The sequence below is a fragment of the Sulfurifustis variabilis genome, assembly GCF_002355415.1.
Lineage (GTDB): Bacteria > Pseudomonadota > Gammaproteobacteria > Acidiferrobacterales > Sulfurifustaceae > Sulfurifustis > Sulfurifustis variabilis.
Genome location: NZ_AP014936.1, coordinates 2,895,389 through 2,916,862, shown reverse-complemented (window position 1 = coordinate 2,916,862; position 21,474 = coordinate 2,895,389). Strand labels below are relative to the sequence as shown.

Here is a 21,474-nt window from a genome sequence, read left to right as displayed (position 1 = left end):
GCGATCCATGGCTGAACTGATGTACTGGGAGGCGATCCGCCGGGCGCACGACGAGGAGCTCGCCGCCGACCCGAACGTGATCGTGATGGGCGAGGACGTCGGCCTCGTCGGCGGCACCTACAAGGCCACCTCGGGCCTCTACCAGAAGTACGGCGCCGAGCGCGTCATCGACACCCCGATCTCCGAGAACTCGTTCACGGGCATCGGCATCGGCGCCGCCATGGCGGGCCTGCGGCCCATCGTCGAGATCATGTCGATCAACTTCGCGCTGCTCGCGCTCGACGTGCTCATCAACGCGGCCGCCAAGATCCGCTACATGTCGGGCGGGCGCGTGCAGGTCCCCTTCGTGATGCGCACCCCCGGCGGCACGGCGCACCAGCTCGCCGCGCAGCACAGCGCGCGCCTCGCGCGGCTGTTCATGAGCACCTCGGGCCTGCGCGTCGTCACGCCGCGCAGCCCGCTCGACGCCTACGGCATGCTCCGCTCCGCCGTGCGCTGCAACGACCCGGTGATCTTCATCGAGCACGAGCGCATGTACAACCTCAAGGAGGACGTACCGGACAAGGAGTTCTTCCGGCCCCTCGAGGGCGCGGAGATCGTGCGCAAGGGCACGGACATCACGCTCATCGGCTACAACTTCAGCTTCCACCTGTGCATGCAGGCGGCCGAGAAGCTCGCGAAGGACGGCATCAGCGCCGAGGTCATCGACCTGCGTTCGCTGAAGCCCCTGGACCGCGAGACCATCCGCCGCTCGGTGGAGAAGACCCACCGGGTGCTGGTGGCGGAGGAGGACGAGGCCTCGGTCGGCGTCGGCTCCGAGGTCATGGCCACGGTAATCGAGGAGTGCTTCTTCGCCCTCGACGCGCAGCCCGTGCGCGTCTACGCCGCCGACGTCCCGGTGCCCTACGCCGCGAACCTCGAGAAAGTCGCGATCCCCGACGTCGACGACGTCTACCGCGGCGCCCTCAAGGTCATGGGGCGGATCTAGCAGTCTGCTGGAGAAGCGTCTCTGTCATTGCGAGCGAAGCGAAGCAATCTCGACTTTCCCGAAGCGGGGAGATTGCTTCGTCGCTTCGCTCCTCGCAATGACAGCGCCTTTTGCCGTCGTTCGTATCCTCTGCGTTTGTCTGCCATTCCACTAGGATAGAAAAATGGCCGAACCTTACGTCATCAAAATGCCCAAGCTCTCGGACACCATGACCGAGGGCACCGTCGTCACCTGGGAGAAGCAGCCCGGCGACCGCATCGAGCGCGGCACCGTGGTCGCGACGGTCGAGACCGACAAGGCGATCATGGACGTCGAGATCTTCCGCGAGGGCTACCTCTCCGGGCCGCTCGTCCCCGTCGGGGCCGTCGTCCCCGTCGGCCAGCCGATCGCGCAGCTCGTGGCCGACAAGAGCGAGGTGAAGGGCGGGGAGGTGGCGGTGTCGAAAGCCGCCGCCGCGCCGGTCGAGGCCGCGCAGGCCGAGATCCCGCGCTTCGAGCCCTACGGCACGCAGATGCCGAAGACCCGCATTCCCGCCATGCCGCACGGCGCGAGCCCTGCGCCGCGCCCGCGCCAGGGCCGCGCGACGCCGTACGCGCGCCAGCTTGCCGGCGCGCACGGCATCGACATCGACAGCCTGATCGGCAGCGCGAAGGGCGGGATCATCGTCGCCAGCGACGTGCTGACGCCGCGCGTGCCGCCGGGCATGGCCAAGCGCATCTACCAGGTGCCGGGCGTCGGCCGGCCGATGAACGCCATGGAGAAGGCGGTCGCGCACAACATGGAGTACGCGCTCTCCATGCCGCTCTTCCGCGTGACCGTGAACCTCCAGCCCGACCGGCTGCTCGCCGCGTCGAAGCAGGAGGGCTACTCGCTCACCGTCGCGCTCGCGAAGGCCTCGGCCCTCGCGATCGCCAAATTCCCGAACGTCAACGCCGTCTACCAGCACGAGGACCGCATCGTCGAGCGCGAGCAGATCGACGTCGGCCTCGCCGTGGAGACCGAAGGCATGGGCCTCGTCGTGCCGGTGCTGCGCGACGTGATGAGCAAGTCGCTCAAGAAGCTCAACGACGAGTGGAAGGATCTCGTCGCCCGCGCGCGCGTGAAGCGCCTGAAGCCCCAGGAGTACTCGAACCCGACCTTCACGATCTCGAACATGGGCATGCTCGGCGTCACGCACTTCGACGCCATTCCCTCGCCCGGCACTTCCGCGATCATGGCGATCGCGACCCGCGGGCCCGAAGGCATGCCGGTGACGATCACCGCCGACCACCGCATTATTAATGGTGCGGACGCCGCGAAGTTCCTGAACTACTTCAAGCAGCTCGTCGAGAACCCGGAGCCGTGGATCACGGGCGTCGGGCTCCCGACCGGCGAGCCGACGCCGGCGATCCCGGCCGGCAAGTGGGACTACGACGTCGTCGTCATCGGCGGCGGGCCGGGCGGCGAGGACTGCGCGCGCGACCTCGCGGGCCACGGCAAGAAGGTCCTGATGGTCAACGACGCGCCGTTCCCCGGCGGCGAGTGCCTCTGGCGCGGCTGCATTCCGTCGAAGGCCTGGCGCGCCGCGGCCGACCGCATCCGCGACCGCGCGCACGACGCGCACCTGGGCGTGCTCAACACGACCAAGCCCAGGCTCGACTGGAAGCTCCTCGAGAAGACCCGCCGCAACGTCCTCGAGACGCGCGGCGAGATGGCGCTCAAGACCGACAAGGGCGTGCGCATCGACGTGAAGCAGGGCTTCGCCCGCTTCGAGTCCGACCACACGATCTCGCTCGACACCTCGGGCAACATCAAGGACCCGCACGCCCGCGCCGAGCCCGGCAACGGCAAGAAGAAGGAGAGAATCAGCTTCGGCGCCTGCGTCATCGCGACCGGCGCGCCGCCCTTCATTCCGCCGATTCCGGGCGCGGACGGGAAGGGCGTGCTCAACTCAGACACCGTCTGGGGCCTCAAGAACCCGCCCAAGCGCCTCGCGATCGTCGGCGCCGGCGCGATCGGCCTCGAGATGGCGCAGATCTTCGCCGACTTCGGGGCAAGAGTGACGGTCGTCGAGGCGCAGGACCGCCCGCTCGCCGAGGTCGAGGCCGAGGTCGCGAAGACCCTCGCCGAGCTCCTCAAGAAGGAGAAGAACCTCACGCTCGTGACGTCCGCCAAGGTCACGAAGATCGCCGGCAAGCCGGGCGACATGACGCTCTCCTACAGCGACGCCAGCGGCAAGAACGCCAACGTGAAGTGCGACTACGTCCTGATGGCGACCGGCAAGCGCCCGGTGCTCGAGCCGCTCCAGCTCGGCAATGCCGGCGTGCGCTCGGATCGCAGCATCATCCCCGTCGACCGCCAGTGCCGCACGAACGTCCCGCACATCTTCGCCGTCGGCGACGTGAACGGCGGCCTCATGCTCGCCCATACCGCGGGCGCGCAGGGCCGCGTCGCGGCCGGCGCGATCCTCGGCGAGAAGCTCGAGTACCGCCAGGAGAAGGACTGCGGCGTCATCTTCACGCGCCCGCAGGCCGCGTTCGTCGGCCTCTCGGTCGAGCAGGCGAAGACGAAGGGCATCGATGCCGCCGAGGTGAAGATGCCGTTCAACATCGACGCCAAGGCGATGATGACGAACGAGCTCGACGGCTTCATCAAGCTCGTCGCCGACAAGGCCACCCGCCGTATCGTCGGCGTGCACCTCCTGGCCGATCACGCCGACACCCTGATCGGCGAGGCCGTCATGATGGTCGCCGGCGAGATGACGCTGGATCAGGTCGCCACCGCCATCCACCCCCATCCGACCCAGACCGAAATGTACGGCGAAATGGCCCGCCGCCTCCTGGCGCGCCTGCGCCGCTCCGCCAAAGCCGGCGCCGCCGTCCACTAAGTCACGTTCTTAACTTCCTCTCCTTGCCTTTCCTTCCCCTCTCCCCCTTGGGGCAGAGGGTAGGGTGAGGGGGTTGAAACCCAGCAAAGCCCTGCACCCTCACCCCAACCCTCTCCCTCAAGGGCGAGGGTGTCTTGAGAGAAGCGCTTTATCCTCTCCCTCACAACTCCCTCCCCACCAGCAACGCCACCGCCCCCGCATACAGCACCAATATCAAAAAGCTCTCGAACCCGATCTTCCCGATCCCGTACCGCTCCCGCCGCACGAAGCCGAGCAGCAGCACCGCGCTCATCAGGATCGTGAGCAGCCCCCAGAAGACCTGGTCCGACGTGACCGCCTGGTAGATCGACCCGCCGCGATAGGCGAAGTCGGCGGCCGCGATCGCCGTTACGTTGAAGCAGTTCGTGCCGATGATCCCGCCCACCGCGAGGGCCAGCGCGCCCGCGCGGATGGCGGCGATGGTCGTCACGAGCTCGGGAGAGGAAGTGGCGAGCGCGGTGAGGAGCGTGCCGACGAGCGTCTCCGAGAGTCCCGTCCAGGCGATGATCGTCTCCGCCGCCTTCATCAACGCCCAGCCCGAAACGGCCAGCACCAGCGTCAGGACGCCGAAACGCAGCCAGAGAATCGCGAGGCTTTGGCGACCTCCCTTGTTCCTGTCGGGCCGGTCCTCCACTGTCTGCGCCGTGCGTCTCACCGTCCACATCGGCGTGGCCTGCGTCTGGCGCAGGAGCACGAAGCCGAAGACATAGGCGACCGGCAGGATCACCGAAGCCGGGTGCACGGCCCACACGGTCACGCCGGGCCCGAGCATCGCCATCAGCGGAATCACGAGCAGCGCGATCAACAGCGCCGCCTGGATCAGGTTGGCCGGAGACGCGGCCGCGTGCTCGAGGTTCGCCTTCCGGTACACCATGTCGCCGATCCCGAGGAAGGCGAAGTTGAGTGCCATGCTTCCCATCATGTTGCCGACCGCGAGCTCGGGGTGGTCGTCCGCCGCGGCCGTCAGGGTCGCGGCAAAATCGGGCAGGGACGTCGCGGCCGCCAGGAACACCGCCCCGACGATCGCCTCTCCCCATCCGGTCCGGTCCGCGAGCCGATCCGCGGTGGCGGACATCGCGACCCCCGCCAGCGCGATCGCGAACGCCGCCCCGACGAAGACGCCGACGCTGAAGGGCAGGGATCCGAACAGAGAATCGAGCGCCACGGAACCCATCGTACCGCTGCCCGCTTAACAGCTCGCCCCCTCTCCCATGCCGTGAGAGGGGTACGGGCGAGGGGGCTGTATCGAGCCGCGGCCAATAGGCGTTAAGAAGGCTGCCTCCCGGGGCAGCTTTTTCGTTTGACTCCCTTTACCCGCCGGAACCCGAACGACGCGGCTTCACCGACGAGGCCGGATGAAAGCCGTCAAAATGTGCGAGTAAAGCCGCCGTCTCCGTCGATATACTTTTCGATCCCATTCCCGCCTCGGGACAAGGGGCAGGAGGCGCACATGATTGACGCCGTCCAGACCCACTACTGCAGCGAAGGCGCCGACCTGGCGGCGCAGATCAGAGCCGGATTGGCTTCGGCGGGAAAAGACCTCAGCCGACTGACCACGACGGATCTCGCTCCGGTCGACGAGTTCCACATCCGCGGACGTCAGGCCACGCTCGAGCTGGCCGAACGCATGCAGCTCACCGCCGAGTCCCACGTCCTCGACATCGGCAGCGGACTCGGCGGCCCCGCGAGAACGATCGGGGAGACCTACGGCTGCCGGGTCACCGGAATAGATCTGACCCAGCCTTTCTGCGAAGCGGCCAATGCCATGTCCGAGTGGCTGGGTCTCGCGGACCGTGTGCGCTGCTTCCATGGCGATGCAACCGCATTGCCGTTCGACGACGGCACCTTCGATGCCGCGATGACGATTCATGCCGGGATGAACATACCGGCCAAGGACGCGCTCTATGCCGGCGCCAGGAGAGTGCTGAAGCCCGGCGGCCTATTCGCGGTATACGACGTGCTGCAGGGCGAAGGGGGTCCCGTCCTCTACCCGGTTCCGTGGGCGCGCGATGCCACCCACAGCTACCTGTCGACGCCGGAGGAGATGCGGAAGCTGCTCACCGAGGCGGGCTTCGAGATTCTGGACGAGCACGATTCGACGGAAGCAAGTCTGAGATGGTTCGAGGAAGTGAAGGCCCGCATCGCGCGATCGGGTCCGGCCGCCGTCACGTTTCAAACCTTCCTCGGCGCCGATTTCCCGGTGATGGCGCGCAATCAGGTCCAAAACCTCGCCGAGAGACGCATTCGCACGGTGTCCTACACCTGCCGCCCTTCCCGTTGAGGGCGAGCCGGCGACGCGCGAACGGCCCAATGAACCGTTCCCCGGCGAGCGGGCAGCCAAGGACGGCTGCCCTGGACTCTCCCATGTAGCAGGAAGCGCGGGAGGAAAGGGGCAGGGGAGAGGATTGTCATTGCGAGGAGCGAACGCGACGAAGCAATCTCCCGACCGCCTAAGGGCAGCGCACAGATTGCTTCGCTGTCTGCTTCGATTCCTCGCAGATTCGGCTCGAGATGACGGCCTCCAGACCCCCCTCTCCCCTGGCGGGAGAGGGGGACCATGGCATTCGGTCCTCAACCACCGCCGCCGTCGCCGGCGGATTTCGACACCTCCGGCAGCTTTCCCTGGCTCCCGGCCCCCGCAATCCCCCGCAAAACCAAGGACGAAACACCCCCTTTGTTTTACACTTTCGCCCTTTCCGGGCCCCGGCGGCCCTCCCGTTCAACCCGTTTGGCGCACATGGCAAAGATCAAGAAAGTTGTACTCGCGTACTCCGGAGGCCTCGACACCTCCGTCATCCTCAAGTGGCTCCAGGAGACCTACCAGTGCGAGGTGGTCACCTTCACCGCCGACATCGGCCAGGGCGAGGAGCTCGAGCCCGCGCGCGCCAAGGCGCAGAAGATGGGTGTGAAGCAGATCTTCATCGACGATCTGAAAGAAGAGTTCGTGCGCGACTTCGTGTACCCGATGTTCCGCGCGAACACGCTCTACGAGGGCGAGTACCTCCTCGGCACCTCCATCGCCCGCCCGCTGATCGCCAAGCGCCAGGTCGAGATCGCGAACAAGACCGGCGCCGACGCCATCGCCCACGGCGCGACCGGAAAGGGCAACGACCAGGTCCGCTTCGAGCTCACCGCCTACGCGCTCAAGCCCGACATCAAGATCATCGCCCCCTGGCGCGAGTGGGACCTGACCTCGCGCGAGAAGCTGATGAGCTACGCGCAGACCCACAAGATCCCGGTCGAGTTCAAGAAGGGCAAGAAGTCCCCGTACTCGATGGACGCGAACCTGCTGCACATCTCGTACGAAGGCGGCGAGCTCGAGGACCCCTGGACGGAGCCCGAGGCGTCGATGTGGCGCTGGTCGGTCGCCCCGGAAAAGGCTCCGAACAAGCCGACCTACATCGAGCTGACCTTCAAGAAGGGCGACGCGGTCGCGCTGGACGGCAAGGCGATGAGCCCCGCGACCCTCCTCGCCGAGCTGAACAAGATCGGTGGCGCGAACGGCATCGGCCGCGCCGACATCGTCGAGAACCGCTACGTCGGCATGAAGTCCCGCGGCGCCTACGAAACCCCCGGCGGCACGATCCTGCTGAAAGCACACCGCGCGATGGAGTCGCTCACCCTCGACCGCGAAGTCGCGCACCTCAAAGACGAGCTCATGCCCCGCTACGCAAGCCTCATCTACAACGGCTACTGGTTCAGCCCCGAGCGCAAAGTGATGCAGGAGCTGATCGACGCCTCCCAGGCCACCGTGAACGGCGTCGTGCGCCTCAAGCTCTACAAAGGCAACGTCACCGTCGCCGGCCGGAAGTCCGACACCGACTCGCTCTTCGATCCCTCGATCGCGACGTTCGAGGAGGACAGGGGGGCGTACAACCAGAAGGATGCGGAGGGGTTCATTCGGTTGAATGCGTTGCGGATGAGGATTGCGGCGAGACGGAAGAAAAAGCGATAGGTCCCGGCCGGCTTGAGCGTCGGAGCATGTCGGCCTAGTATCTGTCGAAGAGAAGGGCAGGGACGGTTGAGGCTCATGGCAACGAACGAAAATGCGCTTCTCGAAAAAATCCGCCGTCTTCCTCCCGAGAAGATCAAGGAGGTCGAAGACTTCGTGGACTTCATCGGCCAGTCGGAAGGGGATGACGAGAAAGCCTTCATGCGCGCCGTCGTTCAGGGGCTGGCCGATTTGGAAGCGGGGCGCAGCGTGAGCCTAGCGGAAGCCAAAAAGCGGCTGGGTCTTTCGTAACGTTGATGGCTCTCGTGAATTGTCTGTTTGAACAACACCGGAAAGAGGCTAGTCGGAGACAGGCGTCATGAGATTTACGCGGATCACTGTAAATCCCAAGCAAATGGACGGCGTGCCTTGCATTCGAGGACTACGCATCCCGGTGGCAACGGTCGTCGGGATGGTCGCCGATGGCATGGCGGAGAGCGAGATTCTGAATGCGTATCCTGACCTCCAGCCGGACGATATCCACGAGGCGCTGCACTACGCCGCCGAAGCTGTCCGCGAGCGAAAGCTTCCGCTCGCGGCTCCGTGAAGTTTCTCATCGATAACGCGTTGTCCCCGGTATTGGCAGAAGGTTTGCGGCAGCGGGGATACGATGCCACGCACGTTCGTGATCTCGGTCTTCAGTCTGCTGACGATCTCGTCATCTTCGAGCGAGCAGCGCGAGAGGACCGAGTCGTTGTATCGGCGGACACCGACTTCGGGACACTCCTGGCGTTGACAAGTGAGGCCAAGCCTTCGGTTATCCTGTTTCGCCAGGGGTCGGGACGCCAGCCCGAAAAGCAGCTAGCGCTAATGCTTGCGAACCTTCCGGCACTGGAAAAGCCACTACGTCAGGGTTGCGTGGCAGTCCTTGAAGAAGCACGCATTCGCGTTCGAACGTTGCCGATCGGCGAGAGCCGTCAGTAATTATTGGCAGGATCGAACATGAAGAGCCAATCAAGAACGATGGCAAAGCGTAAAGCGGTATTGGATGCCGTGCACGCGACCGCACGGGGGCTGCACAGGGCGGGACTGACGCGCGAGCAGACTATGCGGGAGTTCGACGTTCTCTGCAAAAGCCGGAGCGTGGCGAAAAGAAGCGGCAAGGGCTCTCGCTGAAGGCGCTGGATTTTGGCTACTGGTTCAGCCCCGAGCGCCGCGTGATGCAGGAGCTGATCGACTCTTTGCGGTTCCCTCTCCCCTCGAGGGAGAGGGCTAGGGAGAGGGGGACCGTGAACGGCGTCGTGCGCCTCAAGCTCTACAAAGGCAACGTCACCGTCGCCGGCCGCAAGTCCGACACCGACTCGCTCTTCGATCCCTCGATCGCGACGTTCGAGGAGGATAGGGGGGCGTACAACCAGAAGGATGCGGAAGGGTTTGTTCGGTTGAAAATTCGTTGCGGATGAAATGTTTCATTGCAAGACCTGACCCCGTGTCTGTTCTCCGATCGCCATCAAAGGGCTTACCGATATCGCCAAGCAATTGGTTCGTGCTTACGCCGAGCATGCGAAAGCCATTACTAAGCTGCAGGAACGGATAAGGATGCTGGAGGAGAAGGCGAAATAGGGAAATATGTAGAACAAGGTAAGACCGAGGTGATCCGGACAACGGGTTCAACACCTGAGCAACCACGAGGGACCATGCGCACGTTCTTCATCGATCATAGGGGCAACTCGGACGGTTTATCGCGTTCATGTTCGTCTACTTCTCGCTTGTCTTTCGTACTTGCCGTGGCACTTGCCGTTTCCAGTGTGTCTGCTGATGCGGGACGCTACGAACTCATCGAAGAAGACAACCCGCGGGAAAATTACCAGTTCGCAGATATAGACGGCGTGTGCGCTGCCTATCAAGAGAATTTGAAGCGCTTTGAGGATCTGCCTTATGGCATGGCTTGCGAGCGTCAACTTGATTCACGGCTTGGATTCACCCGCCCCGTCTGGCAGAGACTTGATCCAATGAAGTATCCGGAACTCGTTCAGGACATTTTTCGCCACTTGGGATGGCACAAGATCGAGTCCCCAGAGGATAGACGCCCTTGGATGGAGCGGCTCAAAGACAAGGTTGAGAGGAACCGCCTCACAATGGAAATTACTCGCGCCGATGCCAATCGTGACGGGTTGCCCGACAACGTCGTTCGCATTTGGGACGATATGCCATGGCGCCAATGCGATCCGAAGAAGCGACTAGCGGGTGAGATTGGAGATCGAAAGGCCATTGTGGTAGCCGATCCGAACCTAATAAAGATAGTGGATTATTTCGCCGGGTCGGCGTTCGACAACGTCTTTCTATACAAGGACAGACTTTATTCAGATACGTTTTACGGGAATACGCCAACCTTGCGAATGAAGCAGGGACGGGACGCGACGTTGTACATTGTTCGGTTCACGAGACACGGCGCAATTTCTGGTGAATGTAAGTTCCATTACCAGGAATCCAACTTCGAGAAACAAAAATAAGACGAGGAATCAGCAATGGCGATTACCTTTCACACTATCACGAACACTACGACATACCGCGACCTCGTCTATAACACGCTCAAGTCAAGCGGCTACGAAGGAACGGTTTATTGGGCATATGCCGACAGCAAGGGAATTCCGACTATCGGCATTGGGTTCAATTTACGAGATCCCGCCGTTTTCGACGAAGTAATCAAGGTGCTTGGCCCGAACCCGTTTGCCAGTGGTCTAACCCCAACGCAAAAACCGGGTCAGAGAGCAAAATCCGCTAATATTGGCCGCTAATAATAAACAGGGAGGTTGAACCATGCCGCGCAAGCCGCGGTTTACGCTGTCCGGTGTCCCGCAGCACGTCATTCAGCGCGGCAACAACCGCGAACCCTGCTTCTTCGCCGAGCAAGACTACCGGCGCTATCTGGACGATCTGGCCGTTTCGGCGGACAAGCACGCGTGCCGGATTCATGCCTATGTGCTGATGACCAATCACGTGCACCTCTTGCTGACGCCGATGAAGGAGCACGGCATCGGGGAGTTGATGCAGGCGCTCGGTCGGCGCTACGTGTACTACGTCAACAAGACCTATCGGCGAACGGGAACGCTATGGGAGGGTCGGTACAAGGCGAGCCTGGTCGATTCGGAAGCCTATCTCCTGTCCTGCATGCGCTACGTCGAATTGAACCCGATACGGGCGGAGATGGTCGGGCATGCCGCGGAGTACAAATGGTCGAGCTACGGGGCTAACGCGCAAGGACGCCCCGACCCGCTGCTCTCGCCGCATCCGTTGTATACCGCGCTCGGCCACACTGCCTCCGAGCGTCAATATGCATACCGGGAACTCTTCCGTCACCATATCGATGAAGCGCTCTTGCACGAGATCCGCGATGCCTTGAACCATGAGCTCGTGCTCGGGCGGTCTTACTTCAAAGACAGGATCGAGGCCATCACCCAGCGGAGGACCCGGCTGGGCATACCTGGGCGGCCGCGGGTGGAGGAGGAGGCCGGCGTGTATTACATCGATTTAGTACATTAGCGAATATTCCTCTCTGACCCGGGTTTCTGTTCTTCCTGCTTCATCATCTCGTCCATAACCGCTTCTTTCTTCATCGCGTGCTCTTTCACATCGCCTTTCTTCATGCCTTCCCTGGCCATTCCGATCGGCATCGGCTCGTCCATGTCGATGGGTAGTTGCGCGCCGCCTCGCATCTTCTCTTTCATGCCGAGGCCGTCTGTCCCGGTCCGGCCGGAGTCGGCGGGCCCATTCTTCTCAGCGGCGGCCGGCAGCGCGGAACAGGCGAGCACCAGGAGGAATACCGAGATCGAGCGCATTGGCATCGCGGCACTCACAGGCCGGCAAACCAGTTGTAACCCATGTCCTCCCAATAGCCGCCCGGATACAAGTTGGTGACGAAGATCTCCGCAATGTGTTTCGGGTTCTTGAAGCCGAGCTTGGTGGGAATGCGAAGCTTCATCGGAAAGCCGTACTTGGCGGGCAATGTCTCATCGGCGAACTTGAAGGTCAGCTGCGTCTGCGGGTGCAGCGCGGTCGCCATGTCGATGCTCGTGTAATAGTAATCGAGGCAGCGAAAGCCGACATATTTGGCGGAAAGGTCCGCGCCCACCTGCTCGAGGAAATAACGGAAGGGCACGCCGCTCCACTTGCCGATGGCGCTCCACCCCTCGACGCACACGTGCCGGGTGATCTGGGAAACCTGGGGCAGGGCGTAGAGTTGCGGGAGCGTCCACGGTTTCCTGTCGCGGATCAGGCCGCCCAGTACCAGTCGGTATCGCTCGGCGTCGACGCGCGGAACCTCGGCTTCGCCGTAGTAGGCGTTGAACGGAAACGGGTTCGTGATCGCGCTTTCCGGGTAGACCGGGACAAGCTGGTCGGGATCGAACAACCAGGCCTGCACGCGGTCGTTCCATTTAGACATGGCCAGCAGCGTTTTCTGCACCGCGCCGACATCGGTGACGTTGCAGCCGGTGAGCAACGTCAGCGCTCCGAGGCTGAGCGTGCGCCGCAGGAACAACCGCCGCTCGATCAGGTGGATCTGTTTCGCCGGCACCGTCTCCAGGGCAGTGTAGGCACTCGAGTGTTTTTTCATGTCAGGGGTTCGCCCTCGGACAAGGTCGCACGGCGCGGCGCGCGACCCGTGAACATGGGCGGCAGCGTGCGCGGCACCAGAATCACCAGGGTGAGGTGGATCACGATGAAGACGACGACACCGGCCATGGCGAAGAAATGCACCAGACGCGCCCCCTCGTACCCGCCCATGAGAGCGGCCAGGCCCTGAAACTGCACCGGTTTCCACATGGCGAGCCCGGAGAGCACCAGAACCACACCGAGCAGAATGACGACGACGTAGGCGAGTTTCTGGACCGCGTTGTACGTGCCCAACCGGTGGGAAAGACGCCCGCGCGCCAGGTTACCCAGCTCGTCCACCACGGCGCGCGGCGGGATCGGGAAGAACTGGCGACGGTAATGGCCGGAGATGATGCCATACAGTATGTACACGAACCCGTTGATCACCAGCAGCCACATCGCCGCGAAATGCCATTGCAGCGCGCCCGCGAGCCATCCGCCCAGGGTCAGGTTGTCCGGAAAACGGAACGGGAACAGCGGCGAGGCGTTGTAGATGCGCCAGCCGCTCAAGATCATCACGAAGATCGCGATCGCGTTGATCCAGTGCCCGACTCGCACCGTCAGCGGGTGGATTACGACGCCCGGCGGCTCCGGCGGATGGCCAAAGTCATCTTCCATCGACGTTCTTCCGATCTCCCGCTTGCCAGTCGGCATGATGGGCCGACGTGAAGCAAATCGGGAGCAGGGAAAATCTTCCCTTCCGCTCAGACCATTGCTATTCGCGCTTTACTCTCCGCTTCCGGTGTCTTTGGGTCTAGTGGGTCTAGCAGTGAGGTCGATGACCCTTCGGTGAGAGCGTGTTCCTGGCCCTTGGGCGCCAAACGACAAAGGGGGACGCCCCGCAGGGAATGTTGAATGTTGCATCAACACCCCGGCCGGGTTGAGGCCGTCGCCTTCAGGCGTTGCGGGCAACCTTGTTTCAGCCGGCAGAACTCGCTGCACTCGGTGCGGGAAAAACTGGGTCAGCTCAGAGAGGAATTGTTTCTGATCGTGCTCGGGCGGTTTTACTTCAAAGACAGAGCGGATCGATGTGGCCAGACTCGATTGAACGACTGGTGCACTCGCTGACGCCGGCTTGCCCGTGGAAAAAAGCGTCACAACGTCTCCAGCCGGCGCAGCTTTTCTTCGCTCCAGGTAATGCCAAGGCCGGGCCGATCCGGCGGGGTTACCGCGCCGTCGACCACCTCCAGCGGCTCGTCGAGGATGGCGTCCGCCCAGTCCACATACTCGACCCAGTGTGCGGTGGGGGTCGCGGCAAGCAGATGCACGCTCAACTCCGGGACGAGATGAGACGACATCTCCAGGCCGAAGGCGGACGCGATCCCGGCCGCCTGCATCCAACCCGTGACTCCACCGATGCGCGCCACGTCCGGCATGACATAGTCACACGCGCGCACGGTGACCGCTTCGGCCATCGCCTCCGGACCGTTGAAGTTCTCGCCGATCTGGAGGGGAACGTCCAGGCGGCGCGCAATCTCCGCGTTGCCCCAATAGTCGTCGTGTCGAATCGGTTCCTCCAGCCAGGCGATGCCTTCCTGCTGTAGCGCAAGGCCGCGGCGAATCGCTTCGGCGGTCGTGAGCGCCTGGTTGTAGTCGACCATGACGAGCACGTCGCGCGGAACACACCGGCGCACGGCCCGCAACGCACCCAGGTCTTCTGCGAGCGTCGGATATCCGAGACGAAGTTTCATCGCCTTCATTCCTTTGGTCGCCAACGCCTCGGCTTCGTCGGCCAGTTTCTCCGGGCCCATCAGCCCGAGCCCGCGGCTGTCATAGGCGGGAATCGGGCGTCGCACGGCACCCAACAGTTCGACGAGAGGCCGGCCGACCGCAACCGCCGCCGCGTCCCAGATGCCAACGTCGAGCGCCGAAAGAGCCATGCGCACGGGGCCGGCGACCCCCAGGAGCGCAAATCGCCGCATCAGCATCTGGAAAATGCTATGCGGTTTCCCGGGTCGCCCCTTCACCATTTCCGCGGCTTCGGCGATGTGCGCGGCAATCGACTTGGCGCCGGCGGTCGTGTAGCAGAAAACGTACGAGTGTCCGACCGGCCCTTCCTCCATGAGAACGTCGATCAGCAGGAACGGGACCTCCTTGATGATCGCTGCACTCGTGCCGAGCGCGAACTTCAGGGGGACACGAACGGCGCGAGTCGTGACCCCGCGCAAGATCAGTGGATCAGGAAATGAGGGTGCTGTGCCCTTCATCACGTCCGCTCCCGGTTCCGTAAAAGGGGTCGTAAGAGCGAAGACTACTCGAACTCGGTTAGGCCAGCACGCCCGATCGATAGCGTCGATCAACGGGGGCTCGATCAACGGGGGCTCGATCAACGACTGGGCCGCGCTCGCCGAGGCCGGTCCGATGTGAGCGAACATGTTCCAGGCATACAGGTGGGGAAGGCTCGGACGAGCCATCACGGGCCGCGAAGTCGAATGCGGCGGCCGCGGATGGCGAAGTTCTCCGGGAGCGTCGTCGTTCGGAAAGAGCGCAGGCGCGGTTTAGTCGAAGTCGAAGAGATCCCCGAGGAACCCGCGGCGTCGCTTTCGGTGGCGACCGCCATGACGATCGTCGTCCCGGTAGCGATCGTCGCGATACCGGTCGTCGTCTCGATACCGATCTTCACGGCCCGGCGAAGGGGCGGCCGCTGCCGCGGCGGAGGCCGGTTCCGCAGACCGATCGATCAGTTTGTCGAGCTCGCCGCGATCCAGCCAGACCCCACGGCATTTCGGGCAATAGTCGATCTCGATGCCCTGTCGCTCGGTCATCAGAAGATCCGGTTCCACGCACACGGGGCATTTCATACCCGACTTCGACTGGTGCGCTGCCCGCGGGTTTCGAGCTCGGGCAGGTCCGGGAAGAAAAAGAGGAATTGACTTTCCGCCACTGATCACCAGAAGAGCTGCCGGCTTCGACGCGGTTCCATTTTGGCTCGACTTCGCGCATGCTTGCCCGCCGCGAAACTTGCCCCGGCACGATACCCCCCACTTCGATGATGACCATCGGCACCCCCCTGATGTGGCTGCTGTTCGCCGCGTTCGTGCTCGTCGCGCTGCTGATCGACTTCTATGCGCTTAGCCGGCGGGGCGCGCAGCGGGTGTCCATGCGCGAAGCGGCGATCTGGTCCCTGATATGGGTCGCCGTGTCGTTCGTGTTCGTCGGCTGGCTGTGGTGGTATCTCGGCGGCACGACCGGCGACCCGTCGGCCGAGGCCACGGCGCAGGTGAAGGCCTTCGAGTTCGTGACCGGCTACCTGGTCGAGAAGGCGCTCGCCGTGGACAACATCTTCGTGTTCCTGCTGGTGTTCACCTATTTCGGCGTGCCGGGCGAGTACCAGCGCCGCGTGCTGATGATCGGCATCCTGGGCGCCCTGGTGCTGCGCGCCATCATGATCCTCATCGGCGCCCTGCTGATCGCCCGCTTTCACTGGGTGCTGTATGTCTTCGGCGCGTTCCTGGTCTACACGGGCATCAAGATGTGGCGCGCCGTCGGGGAGGAGCCGGATCTCGAGTCGAGCACCGCATTGAAATGGATCCGGCGCCACATCGCGGTCGCACCCGGCTTCGACGGGGAGAAGTTCTTCACGCGCGTCGACGGCGTGCGCATGGCGACGCCGCTTTTCGTGGTCATCATCCTGATCGGCATCATCGACGTGGTGTTCGCGGTCGACTCGATCCCGGCGATCTTCGCCATCACCACGGATCCGTTCATCGTGCTGACCTCGAACGTGTTCGCGATCCTGGGGCTGCGCGCGATGTACTTCCTGCTCGCCGGCATGCACGAGCGCTTTCACCTGCTGTCCTACGGTCTGGCGATCGTGCTGATACTGATCGGCGGCAAGATGCTGCTGGTCGACATCTACAAGATCCCCGTGCTCTGGTCGCTCGTGGCCACCGCAATCGTCCTGGCCGTCAGCATGGTGCTTTCGCTCTACATCCCGGCCCCCGCCCATGTCACCAACGCCTATCCGTTCTCCCGCCGGACGCCGCGCGAGAAAGGCGAGACCGAGCGCTGAAGGAAAAGCGGGTCAGCGAGGAACTGCTTCTTAATATGGGCGACGATTGTTCTCTGGCCCCTTTTCCTCGCCCTCGATCGTGAGTTCCACCAGCGAGACGTGCGGCACAGGACCGTCGCACTCGAACGGCTTCTGAGCTCACGACTGACGACGAAGTTAAAGAAGTCGGAGTGATTAAATGATCGATGGGCATGCCCTGCGTTCCTCACCCTAGAACTTCTCGATTCTCCATAACGAATTCCTCTACTTCTCTAACGAGCCGATTCGCGGTTTCTTGAGTGATGTTCTCCCAACTTGCGCCACGCACAGCGTCATTTCGGCAGTCTTCCCACGAGTTGACGCGCTGTTCGACCGGAAGATTAATTTGGCCATTGGCCCTCAGTGCTTGAGTAAACTTGGCAATGGATTTCTGTCGCTCGGGGACCTCAATTCCCTTCTCTTCGCACCAATTGCGCAGAAATTCTTCTGCCGCTGAGCAGGCGACGATTACAACGGCAGAGGGGTGGGTTCCTTTTGCGCGAATCAGTCGTTTCGCTTGACTCAAGATCTTGTAAATGACTGCCATTTCAACTTCGTGTCTGAAGGTCACAAGATTTCGATCCGAGAGATCTCTACACAGTGCTCGTAGAACGCCCTCGAGCGCGCCGAACTGGGCCTTACAACTCTCCTGCTTCATCGCGTCACTGAGGCTTTCAGCGTACGCGGATTCTGGACCGGACATAGCGTGAATAAGCATTCTTGCCCGCGATGCAACTTCATGCACTTCAGGGAAGCCAACGCCCCCAAGTTCGCACCGCTCTTCGATGCTCTTTGCGTCCTTAAGCAGCGCTTCAGCGCGCTCGCTGAATTTCTTGATGATGTCTCCTGGCATAAGAAATAATTTCTTCCCTGGGCAAACCCGCATTTACAACTCGTTCCGTGTGCGCGTAGTTTGTTCGGCCTTTCCTGGATACCCGTAAACCCGGAGCAAGCAAGCGTACCGCGTTAGTCGCATAACGCGAACAAACGTTTTCCCCGCCTACCGGGCATACCCTGCTCGCTTGGTGGAGCACCGACTGGCGCTCCGCGCGGCGCGGCCATTTGGACAAAGGAGTGTCCCGATGAGCGAGTACACGGTCGTCGAGCCCCAAAGGCGGAGAGTGATCGGCGCGCGTGCGGGCGCACTTTCCCATTTTGGCCGCAACCGCCCTCGGCTTTTTCCTGCTCGCCGCCTTCAGCCGCGTCCAGGCAAATGCGCAGGCCACCCTCGCCCGTGTTCTTATGAAGGAGTCTTTCATGACCCTCGAAACCGTGCAGTACACCGGCGCGCTTCCCGCGCAGCCGCGAGCGGCGGCCGAAGACGAAGCGATCCGTCCCTTCCGTGTCAATATTCCGCAAGCGGCGCTCGATGAGTTGCGACGCCGGATCAAGGCGACGCGCTGGCCTTCCAAAGAGCTCGTTACGGACCGCTCCCAAGGCGTGCAGCTGGCGACGCTGCAAGCGCTCGCCCGCTACTGGACGACCGAGTACGACTGGCGCAAGTGCGAGGCGAGACTGAACGCGCTGCCGCAGTTCACGACCCGGATCGACGGCGTCGAGGTCCACTTCATCCACGTCAAGTCGCGGCATGAGAACGCGTTGCCGCTGATCATGACGCATGGCTGGCCCGGCTCGGTCATCGAGCTGCTCGATACCGTCGGCCCGCTGACCGACCCGACCGCTCACGGCGGCACCCCCGAGGACGCATTCCACCTGGTGCTGCCGTCCTTGCCTGGCTACGGCTTCTCGGGCGAGCCGACCGAGCTCGGCTGGGAGAACGGCCGCATCGCACGCGCGTGGGCGGAGCTGATGGACCGCCTCGGCTACACGTACTACGTTGCGCAGGGGGGCGACGTGGGCGCGGCCGTCACGGACGCGATGGGCCGCCAGGCACCCGAAGGGCTGCTTGGCATCCACGTGAACCTGCTCGCTCTGGCGATCGGCCTCAAGGACCAGCTGCCGGCGGAATCCGAGCAGGAACGCGCGGCGCACAAAGCGCTCGCGACGTTCACGACCGACGGCTTCGGCTACTTCCTGGAACAGTCCACCCGGCCGCAGACGATCGGCTACTCCCTGCTGGATTCACCAGTGGGACTGGCGGCCTGGATGCTCGACCACGACACGGACAGCTACTACAAGATCTCCCGCGCGTTCGTCGACGGCGAGCCGGTCGGCAATCTCACCCGGGACAGCATCGTCGATAACATCACGCTGTACTGGCTGACGGGCACCGGCGCCTCGGCCGCCCGGTGGTACTGGGAATTCGGGCGGTTCCTGGCCGCAGCAGGTGCGGCCGGCAAGGCTCCTCCCGCGGTCTCGGTTCCCGTCGGCTTCACGACGTTCCCCGGCGAGATCTGGGCCGCCCCGCGCAGCTGGGTCGAGGCGGCGTACCCCGGCGTCGCCTACTTCAACGAGGTCGACCGGGGCGGCCACTTCCCCGCCTGGGAGGAGCCGGAGCTCTTCGCTACCGAGGTGCGGTCTGCATTCAGCTCACTGCGCTAACGCGCCATTGCGTGCTGCGCCGTAGCGGTCGGGGCTCAGACCACGTCTCTTCAGGTCGCCGCAGGCGACGAAGGTAAGCGCGATGGACGTTCTGCACAGGATCGTCGCGCTCGGACCGCGACTGACGATCAGTGGCGTTCTTAGCCTGCGGAGCTCGCCGCACTCGCTGAAGCCGGCTTGATGTGAGCGAACATGCTCCGGGCATTCCACGTGGGGAAGGCTCGGACGAGCCATGACGGGCCGTGGAGTTGTATGCGGCGATTGCCGACGGCCGCCGCCCAACTGAGCTGGCCGGCGTGCCATTTGACGAAGGCTTCGGCTTCCGCGGTGACGAACAGGTCCTCGTCCAGCCCCGGGTACGTCTTGCAGATCTCCGTATCGCCCTTCTCGATCAGCAGCCAGTAGCGCTCGGGGCGCGGGCGGCCGGTGAAGTTGAACTGAATCACAACGCGTCGATCCGGGAGCCGGTCCCGGCGCAGCGCGTTGCACATCGACCAGAGCGCCACGAACGGATCGAGGTTCTCCGGCGCGATCTCGAGCCAGCGTGCACCCCACTCGCCGAGCGACACGCAGACCTTGAACAGGTCGCGGCCGGAAGGCGTGAGCTCGTAGTGGTGCCCGCGCCCGTCGGGTTTGGATGCGGACTCGACGATGCCGAGCCGCTCCAGTTGCTTCAGGCGCTGCGAGAGCAGGGTGCGCGAGAGCCCGGGCGCGCCCTCCAGGATCTCGCTGAAACTTCCGCAGCCCACCGACAGGTTGCGGACGATCAGTGGCGTCCAACGTTCGGCGAAGATCTCCGCGCCGCGGGCGATAGGGCAGTACTGGCCGTAGGTCCGCATGACGCCCATTGTCACGCTCCCGACCGTCCGCAGTGAAGTCCAGATTCTTGACTTCACAGCCGACGTCCACGGTGGTGCGATGTATCCGCCGAGGGAGCCGACCCCGACCACCCAGGAAGTCGGCGACCTGAGCGCGGAGGGAACGACCATGGACATCGACAAGTTTCAGGGCCAGCTGATCACGGCCGACCATCCGGAATACGACACCGCCCGAGCCGTATGGAACGGCGCCATCGACCGCCACCCACAGTTGATCGCCCGTTGCAGCGGGACCGCGGACGTGACCGCCGCCGTGCGTTTCGCCCGCAGCCACGACCTGGAGATCGCGATACGGGGCGGGGGCCACAACGTGGCCGGGACCGCTGTCTGCGACGACGGGATCGTCATCGACCTCTCGGCGATGCAGGCCGTCCGGGTCGACCCCGGCCGCTGCACCGCCCGGGTGCAGGGCGGTGCCCTGTGGGGCGACGTCGACCACGCGGCACAAGCCCACGGTCTCGCCACCACCGGCGGCATCGTCAGCCACACCGGCGTCGCCGGGCTCACCCTCGGTGGGGGTTTGGGCTGGCTCATGCGCAAGCACGGTCTCACGGTCGACAACCTGCTCGCCGCCGACGTCGTGACCGCCGACGGCGAACTGCTGCGGGCGTCCGACGACCGGCACCCCGACCTCTTCTGGGCGCTGCGCGGAGGAGGCGGCAACTTCGGGGTGGTCACCTCGTTCGAGTTCCAGCTCCACCCCGTCGGACCCGACGCCCTGGCCGGCGCCATCCTCTGGGACGCGGGCGACACCCGGAAAGTGCTGCGCTTCTACCGCGACTTCGTGCGCGGCGCCCCCGACGAGCTGGGCACCGTCGTGCGATTCGGCACCGCGCCGCCACTTCCGATCATCCCCGAAGAACTGCACTGGCGCCCGGTCATACTGGTGGGCGCCTGCTGCGCGGGACCGATCGGAGACGCCGAAGAGGTGCTCCGCCCCTTGCGCGCCTTTGGGAGACCCCTGCTCGATCTGATCGCGCCCACGCCCTACGTGAACCACCAGAGCGCCTTCGACTCCACGGTGCTGCACGGCTGGAAGTACTACTGGAAGTCGACATACCTCCCCGAGCTACGCGACGACCTGATCGACGTGATCGCCGCGCACGCGTTCGCGTGCTCGTCACCGCGTTCGTACGCGGTCATGTTCCACCTGGGAGGCGCCGTGAGTCGCGTGCCCGAGGGCGACACCGCTGTTGGGAACCGACAGGCATCGCACGCCATCACGCTCGACGGCGTATGGCGGGCCGGGGAGGATTACGCCGACCGGGACATCGCCTGGAGCCGAGGCTTCTTCGCCGCCCTCGAGAGCTACCGCGAGGGCGTCTACGTCAACTTCCTCGGCGCCGACGAAAGGCCCGACCGGATCCGCGACGCCTACGGCACCGCCGTCTACGACCGCCTGGTGGAGGTGAAGACCCAGTACGATCCCGACAACGTCTTCCACCACAACCAGAACATCCGCCCGCGTTCCGAGCGAACGGCCGCCCGGTCGCGACCCGGGCCCCACGCGCCCGGCGCTGGCACTGCAGGGACCACCAGACCGGAGTCTCAAACCAACTCGGGGGCAATGAGGTGAACGGGCTAAAC

General features: G+C 63.8%; 20 protein-coding genes and 2 pseudogenes. 14 read left to right on the top strand and 8 right to left on the bottom strand.

What is annotated here, in order from left to right; all coding sequences use genetic code 11:
• Positions 1-7 precede the first annotated feature (7 nt).
• Positions 8-988 carry an alpha-ketoacid dehydrogenase subunit beta gene (locus SVA_RS14145; RefSeq protein WP_096461832.1) on the top strand — a complete coding sequence of 327 codons (981 nt, stop codon included), beginning with the start codon at positions 8-10 and terminating at the stop codon, positions 986-988.
• A 163-nt stretch (positions 989-1,151) separates the two neighbouring features.
• Complete coding sequence (locus SVA_RS14140) at positions 1,152-3,854, top strand: FAD-dependent oxidoreductase (protein ID WP_096461831.1); 2,703 nt, start codon at positions 1,152-1,154, stop codon at positions 3,852-3,854.
• A 160-nt stretch (positions 3,855-4,014) separates the two neighbouring features.
• Here the strand turns inward: SVA_RS14140 and SVA_RS14135 are convergent, their stop codons facing one another.
• Positions 4,015-5,067: a sodium:calcium antiporter gene (locus SVA_RS14135; RefSeq protein WP_096461830.1), complete on the bottom strand. Its 1,053-nt coding sequence runs from the start codon at positions 5,065-5,067 to the stop codon at positions 4,015-4,017.
• A gap of 276 nt (positions 5,068-5,343) precedes the next feature.
• Here SVA_RS14135 and SVA_RS14130 point away from each other — a divergent pair, with 276 nt between their 5' ends.
• From SVA_RS14130 to SVA_RS14095, 9 genes and pseudogenes are all read left to right on the top strand, one after another.
• Entirely contained in the window at positions 5,344-6,174 is an 831-nt protein-coding gene (locus SVA_RS14130) for a class I SAM-dependent methyltransferase (protein WP_096461829.1), read from the top strand.
• A 456-nt stretch (positions 6,175-6,630) separates the two neighbouring features.
• Entirely contained in the window at positions 6,631-7,848 is a 1,218-nt protein-coding gene (locus SVA_RS14125; RefSeq protein ID WP_096461828.1) for an argininosuccinate synthase, read from the top strand.
• Positions 7,849-8,034: 186 nt separating this feature from the next.
• Positions 8,035-8,136, top strand: a pseudogene (locus SVA_RS20480) (prevent-host-death family protein); the annotation flags it as partial.
• A gap of 67 nt (positions 8,137-8,203) precedes the next feature.
• A complete protein-coding gene (locus SVA_RS14115) occupies positions 8,204-8,431 on the top strand; it encodes a DUF433 domain-containing protein (RefSeq protein ID WP_096461827.1) in 228 nt (75 codons plus the stop codon).
• Complete coding sequence (locus SVA_RS14110) at positions 8,428-8,808, top strand: DUF5615 family PIN-like protein (protein WP_096461826.1); 381 nt, start codon at positions 8,428-8,430, stop codon at positions 8,806-8,808. The genes SVA_RS14115 and SVA_RS14110 overlap by 4 nt, the downstream gene beginning before the upstream one ends.
• 206 nt (positions 8,809-9,014) lie before the next feature.
• Positions 9,015-9,269 (top strand): annotated as a pseudogene (locus SVA_RS20475) (hypothetical protein); the annotation flags it as partial.
• Between the two features lie 252 nt (positions 9,270-9,521).
• Positions 9,522-10,337, top strand: a complete 816-nt coding sequence (locus SVA_RS19520) for a hypothetical protein (protein ID WP_148665488.1) — start codon at positions 9,522-9,524, stop codon at positions 10,335-10,337.
• A gap of 15 nt (positions 10,338-10,352) precedes the next feature.
• The gene (locus SVA_RS19515) at positions 10,353-10,622 is read left to right on the top strand and encodes a lysozyme family protein (RefSeq protein ID WP_148665487.1); all 270 of its coding nucleotides are present in this window, start codon (positions 10,353-10,355) and stop codon (positions 10,620-10,622) included.
• Positions 10,623-10,644: 22 nt separating this feature from the next.
• Positions 10,645-11,367, top strand: coding sequence for a transposase (locus SVA_RS14095; protein ID WP_096461823.1), 723 nt, complete (start codon positions 10,645-10,647; stop codon positions 11,365-11,367).
• On the opposite strand, the gene SVA_RS14090 is transcribed toward SVA_RS14095, so the two are convergent.
• The 5 genes from SVA_RS14090 to SVA_RS20350 all read right to left on the bottom strand — a co-directional run bounded on the left by SVA_RS14090 (position 11,364) and on the right by SVA_RS20350 (position 15,278).
• Positions 11,364-11,663 (bottom strand): hypothetical protein, encoded by a 300-nt coding sequence (locus tag SVA_RS14090; protein ID WP_148665486.1) that lies wholly within the window; start codon positions 11,661-11,663, stop codon positions 11,364-11,366. The two genes, SVA_RS14095 and SVA_RS14090, sit on opposite strands and share 4 nt — an antisense overlap.
• 14 nt (positions 11,664-11,677) lie before the next feature.
• Complete coding sequence (locus tag SVA_RS14085) at positions 11,678-12,439, bottom strand: molybdopterin-dependent oxidoreductase (RefSeq protein WP_096461821.1); 762 nt, start codon at positions 12,437-12,439, stop codon at positions 11,678-11,680.
• Positions 12,436-13,095, bottom strand: coding sequence for a cytochrome b/b6 domain-containing protein (locus tag SVA_RS14080; RefSeq protein ID WP_096461820.1), 660 nt, complete (start codon positions 13,093-13,095; stop codon positions 12,436-12,438). Before SVA_RS14080 ends, SVA_RS14085 begins: the two co-directional genes overlap by 4 nt.
• 476 nt (positions 13,096-13,571) lie before the next feature.
• Positions 13,572-14,684 carry an enolase C-terminal domain-like protein gene (locus SVA_RS14075; RefSeq protein WP_096461819.1) on the bottom strand — a complete coding sequence of 371 codons (1,113 nt, stop codon included), beginning with the start codon at positions 14,682-14,684 and terminating at the stop codon, positions 13,572-13,574.
• A 291-nt stretch (positions 14,685-14,975) separates the two neighbouring features.
• On the bottom strand, positions 14,976-15,278 hold the full coding sequence (locus tag SVA_RS20350; RefSeq protein WP_096461818.1) for a TFIIB-type zinc ribbon-containing protein: 303 nt from the start codon (positions 15,276-15,278) through the stop codon (positions 14,976-14,978).
• Positions 15,279-15,466: 188 nt separating this feature from the next.
• Between SVA_RS20350 and SVA_RS14065 the strand changes: the two genes are divergently transcribed.
• Positions 15,467-16,489 (top strand): TerC family protein, encoded by a 1,023-nt coding sequence (locus tag SVA_RS14065; protein ID WP_096461817.1) that lies wholly within the window; start codon positions 15,467-15,469, stop codon positions 16,487-16,489.
• Between the two features lie 205 nt (positions 16,490-16,694).
• Here the strand turns inward: SVA_RS14065 and SVA_RS19510 are convergent, their stop codons facing one another.
• Positions 16,695-17,360: a hypothetical protein gene (locus SVA_RS19510; RefSeq protein WP_148665485.1), complete on the bottom strand. Its 666-nt coding sequence runs from the start codon at positions 17,358-17,360 to the stop codon at positions 16,695-16,697.
• Positions 17,361-17,764: 404 nt separating this feature from the next.
• Between SVA_RS19510 and SVA_RS14060 the strand changes: the two genes are divergently transcribed.
• Positions 17,765-19,009: an epoxide hydrolase family protein gene (locus SVA_RS14060; protein ID WP_197703223.1), complete on the top strand. Its 1,245-nt coding sequence runs from the start codon at positions 17,765-17,767 to the stop codon at positions 19,007-19,009.
• A 140-nt stretch (positions 19,010-19,149) separates the two neighbouring features.
• Here SVA_RS14060 and SVA_RS14055 read toward each other — a convergent pair whose 3' ends face one another.
• A complete protein-coding gene (locus SVA_RS14055) occupies positions 19,150-19,857 on the bottom strand; it encodes a winged helix-turn-helix transcriptional regulator (protein ID WP_197703222.1) in 708 nt (235 codons plus the stop codon).
• 70 nt (positions 19,858-19,927) lie between these two features.
• Here SVA_RS14055 and SVA_RS14050 point away from each other — a divergent pair, with 70 nt between their 5' ends.
• The gene (locus tag SVA_RS14050) at positions 19,928-21,463 is read left to right on the top strand and encodes an FAD-binding oxidoreductase (protein ID WP_197703221.1); all 1,536 of its coding nucleotides are present in this window, start codon (positions 19,928-19,930) and stop codon (positions 21,461-21,463) included.
• Positions 21,464-21,474: the final 11 nt, after the last annotated feature.

Bases quoted from the DNA above. Each gene is read 5' to 3' on its own strand.
- SVA_RS14125 (WP_096461828.1), top strand. From the start codon at position 6,631: ATGGCAAAGATCAAGAAAGTTGTACTCGCGTACTCCGGAGGCCTCGAC.
- SVA_RS14060 (WP_197703223.1), top strand. From the start codon at position 17,765: ATGACCCTCGAAACCGTGCAGTACACCGGCGCGCTTCCCGCGCAGCCG.
- SVA_RS14080 (WP_096461820.1), bottom strand. From the start codon at position 13,095: ATGGAAGATGACTTTGGCCATCCGCCGGAGCCGCCGGGCGTCGTAATC.
- SVA_RS14095 (WP_096461823.1), top strand. From the start codon at position 10,645: ATGCCGCGCAAGCCGCGGTTTACGCTGTCCGGTGTCCCGCAGCACGTC.
- SVA_RS14065 (WP_096461817.1), top strand. From the start codon at position 15,467: ATGATGACCATCGGCACCCCCCTGATGTGGCTGCTGTTCGCCGCGTTC.
- SVA_RS14140 (WP_096461831.1), top strand. From the start codon at position 1,152: ATGGCCGAACCTTACGTCATCAAAATGCCCAAGCTCTCGGACACCATG.
- SVA_RS19510 (WP_148665485.1), bottom strand. From the start codon at position 17,360: ATGCCAGGAGACATCATCAAGAAATTCAGCGAGCGCGCTGAAGCGCTG.
- SVA_RS14055 (WP_197703222.1), bottom strand. From the start codon at position 19,857: ATGGGCGTCATGCGGACCTACGGCCAGTACTGCCCTATCGCCCGCGGC.
- SVA_RS14130 (WP_096461829.1), top strand. From the start codon at position 5,344: ATGATTGACGCCGTCCAGACCCACTACTGCAGCGAAGGCGCCGACCTG.
- SVA_RS19520 (WP_148665488.1), top strand. From the start codon at position 9,522: ATGCGCACGTTCTTCATCGATCATAGGGGCAACTCGGACGGTTTATCG.
- SVA_RS19515 (WP_148665487.1), top strand. From the start codon at position 10,353: ATGGCGATTACCTTTCACACTATCACGAACACTACGACATACCGCGAC.
- SVA_RS14085 (WP_096461821.1), bottom strand. From the start codon at position 12,439: ATGAAAAAACACTCGAGTGCCTACACTGCCCTGGAGACGGTGCCGGCG.
- SVA_RS14135 (WP_096461830.1), bottom strand. From the start codon at position 5,067: ATGGGTTCCGTGGCGCTCGATTCTCTGTTCGGATCCCTGCCCTTCAGC.
- SVA_RS20350 (WP_096461818.1), bottom strand. From the start codon at position 15,278: ATGAAATGCCCCGTGTGCGTGGAACCGGATCTTCTGATGACCGAGCGA.
- SVA_RS14090 (WP_148665486.1), bottom strand. From the start codon at position 11,663: ATGCGCTCGATCTCGGTATTCCTCCTGGTGCTCGCCTGTTCCGCGCTG.
- SVA_RS14115 (WP_096461827.1), top strand. From the start codon at position 8,204: ATGAGATTTACGCGGATCACTGTAAATCCCAAGCAAATGGACGGCGTG.
- SVA_RS14145 (WP_096461832.1), top strand. From the start codon at position 8: ATGGCTGAACTGATGTACTGGGAGGCGATCCGCCGGGCGCACGACGAG.
- SVA_RS14075 (WP_096461819.1), bottom strand. From the start codon at position 14,684: ATGAAGGGCACAGCACCCTCATTTCCTGATCCACTGATCTTGCGCGGG.
- SVA_RS14050 (WP_197703221.1), top strand. From the start codon at position 19,928: ATGTATCCGCCGAGGGAGCCGACCCCGACCACCCAGGAAGTCGGCGAC.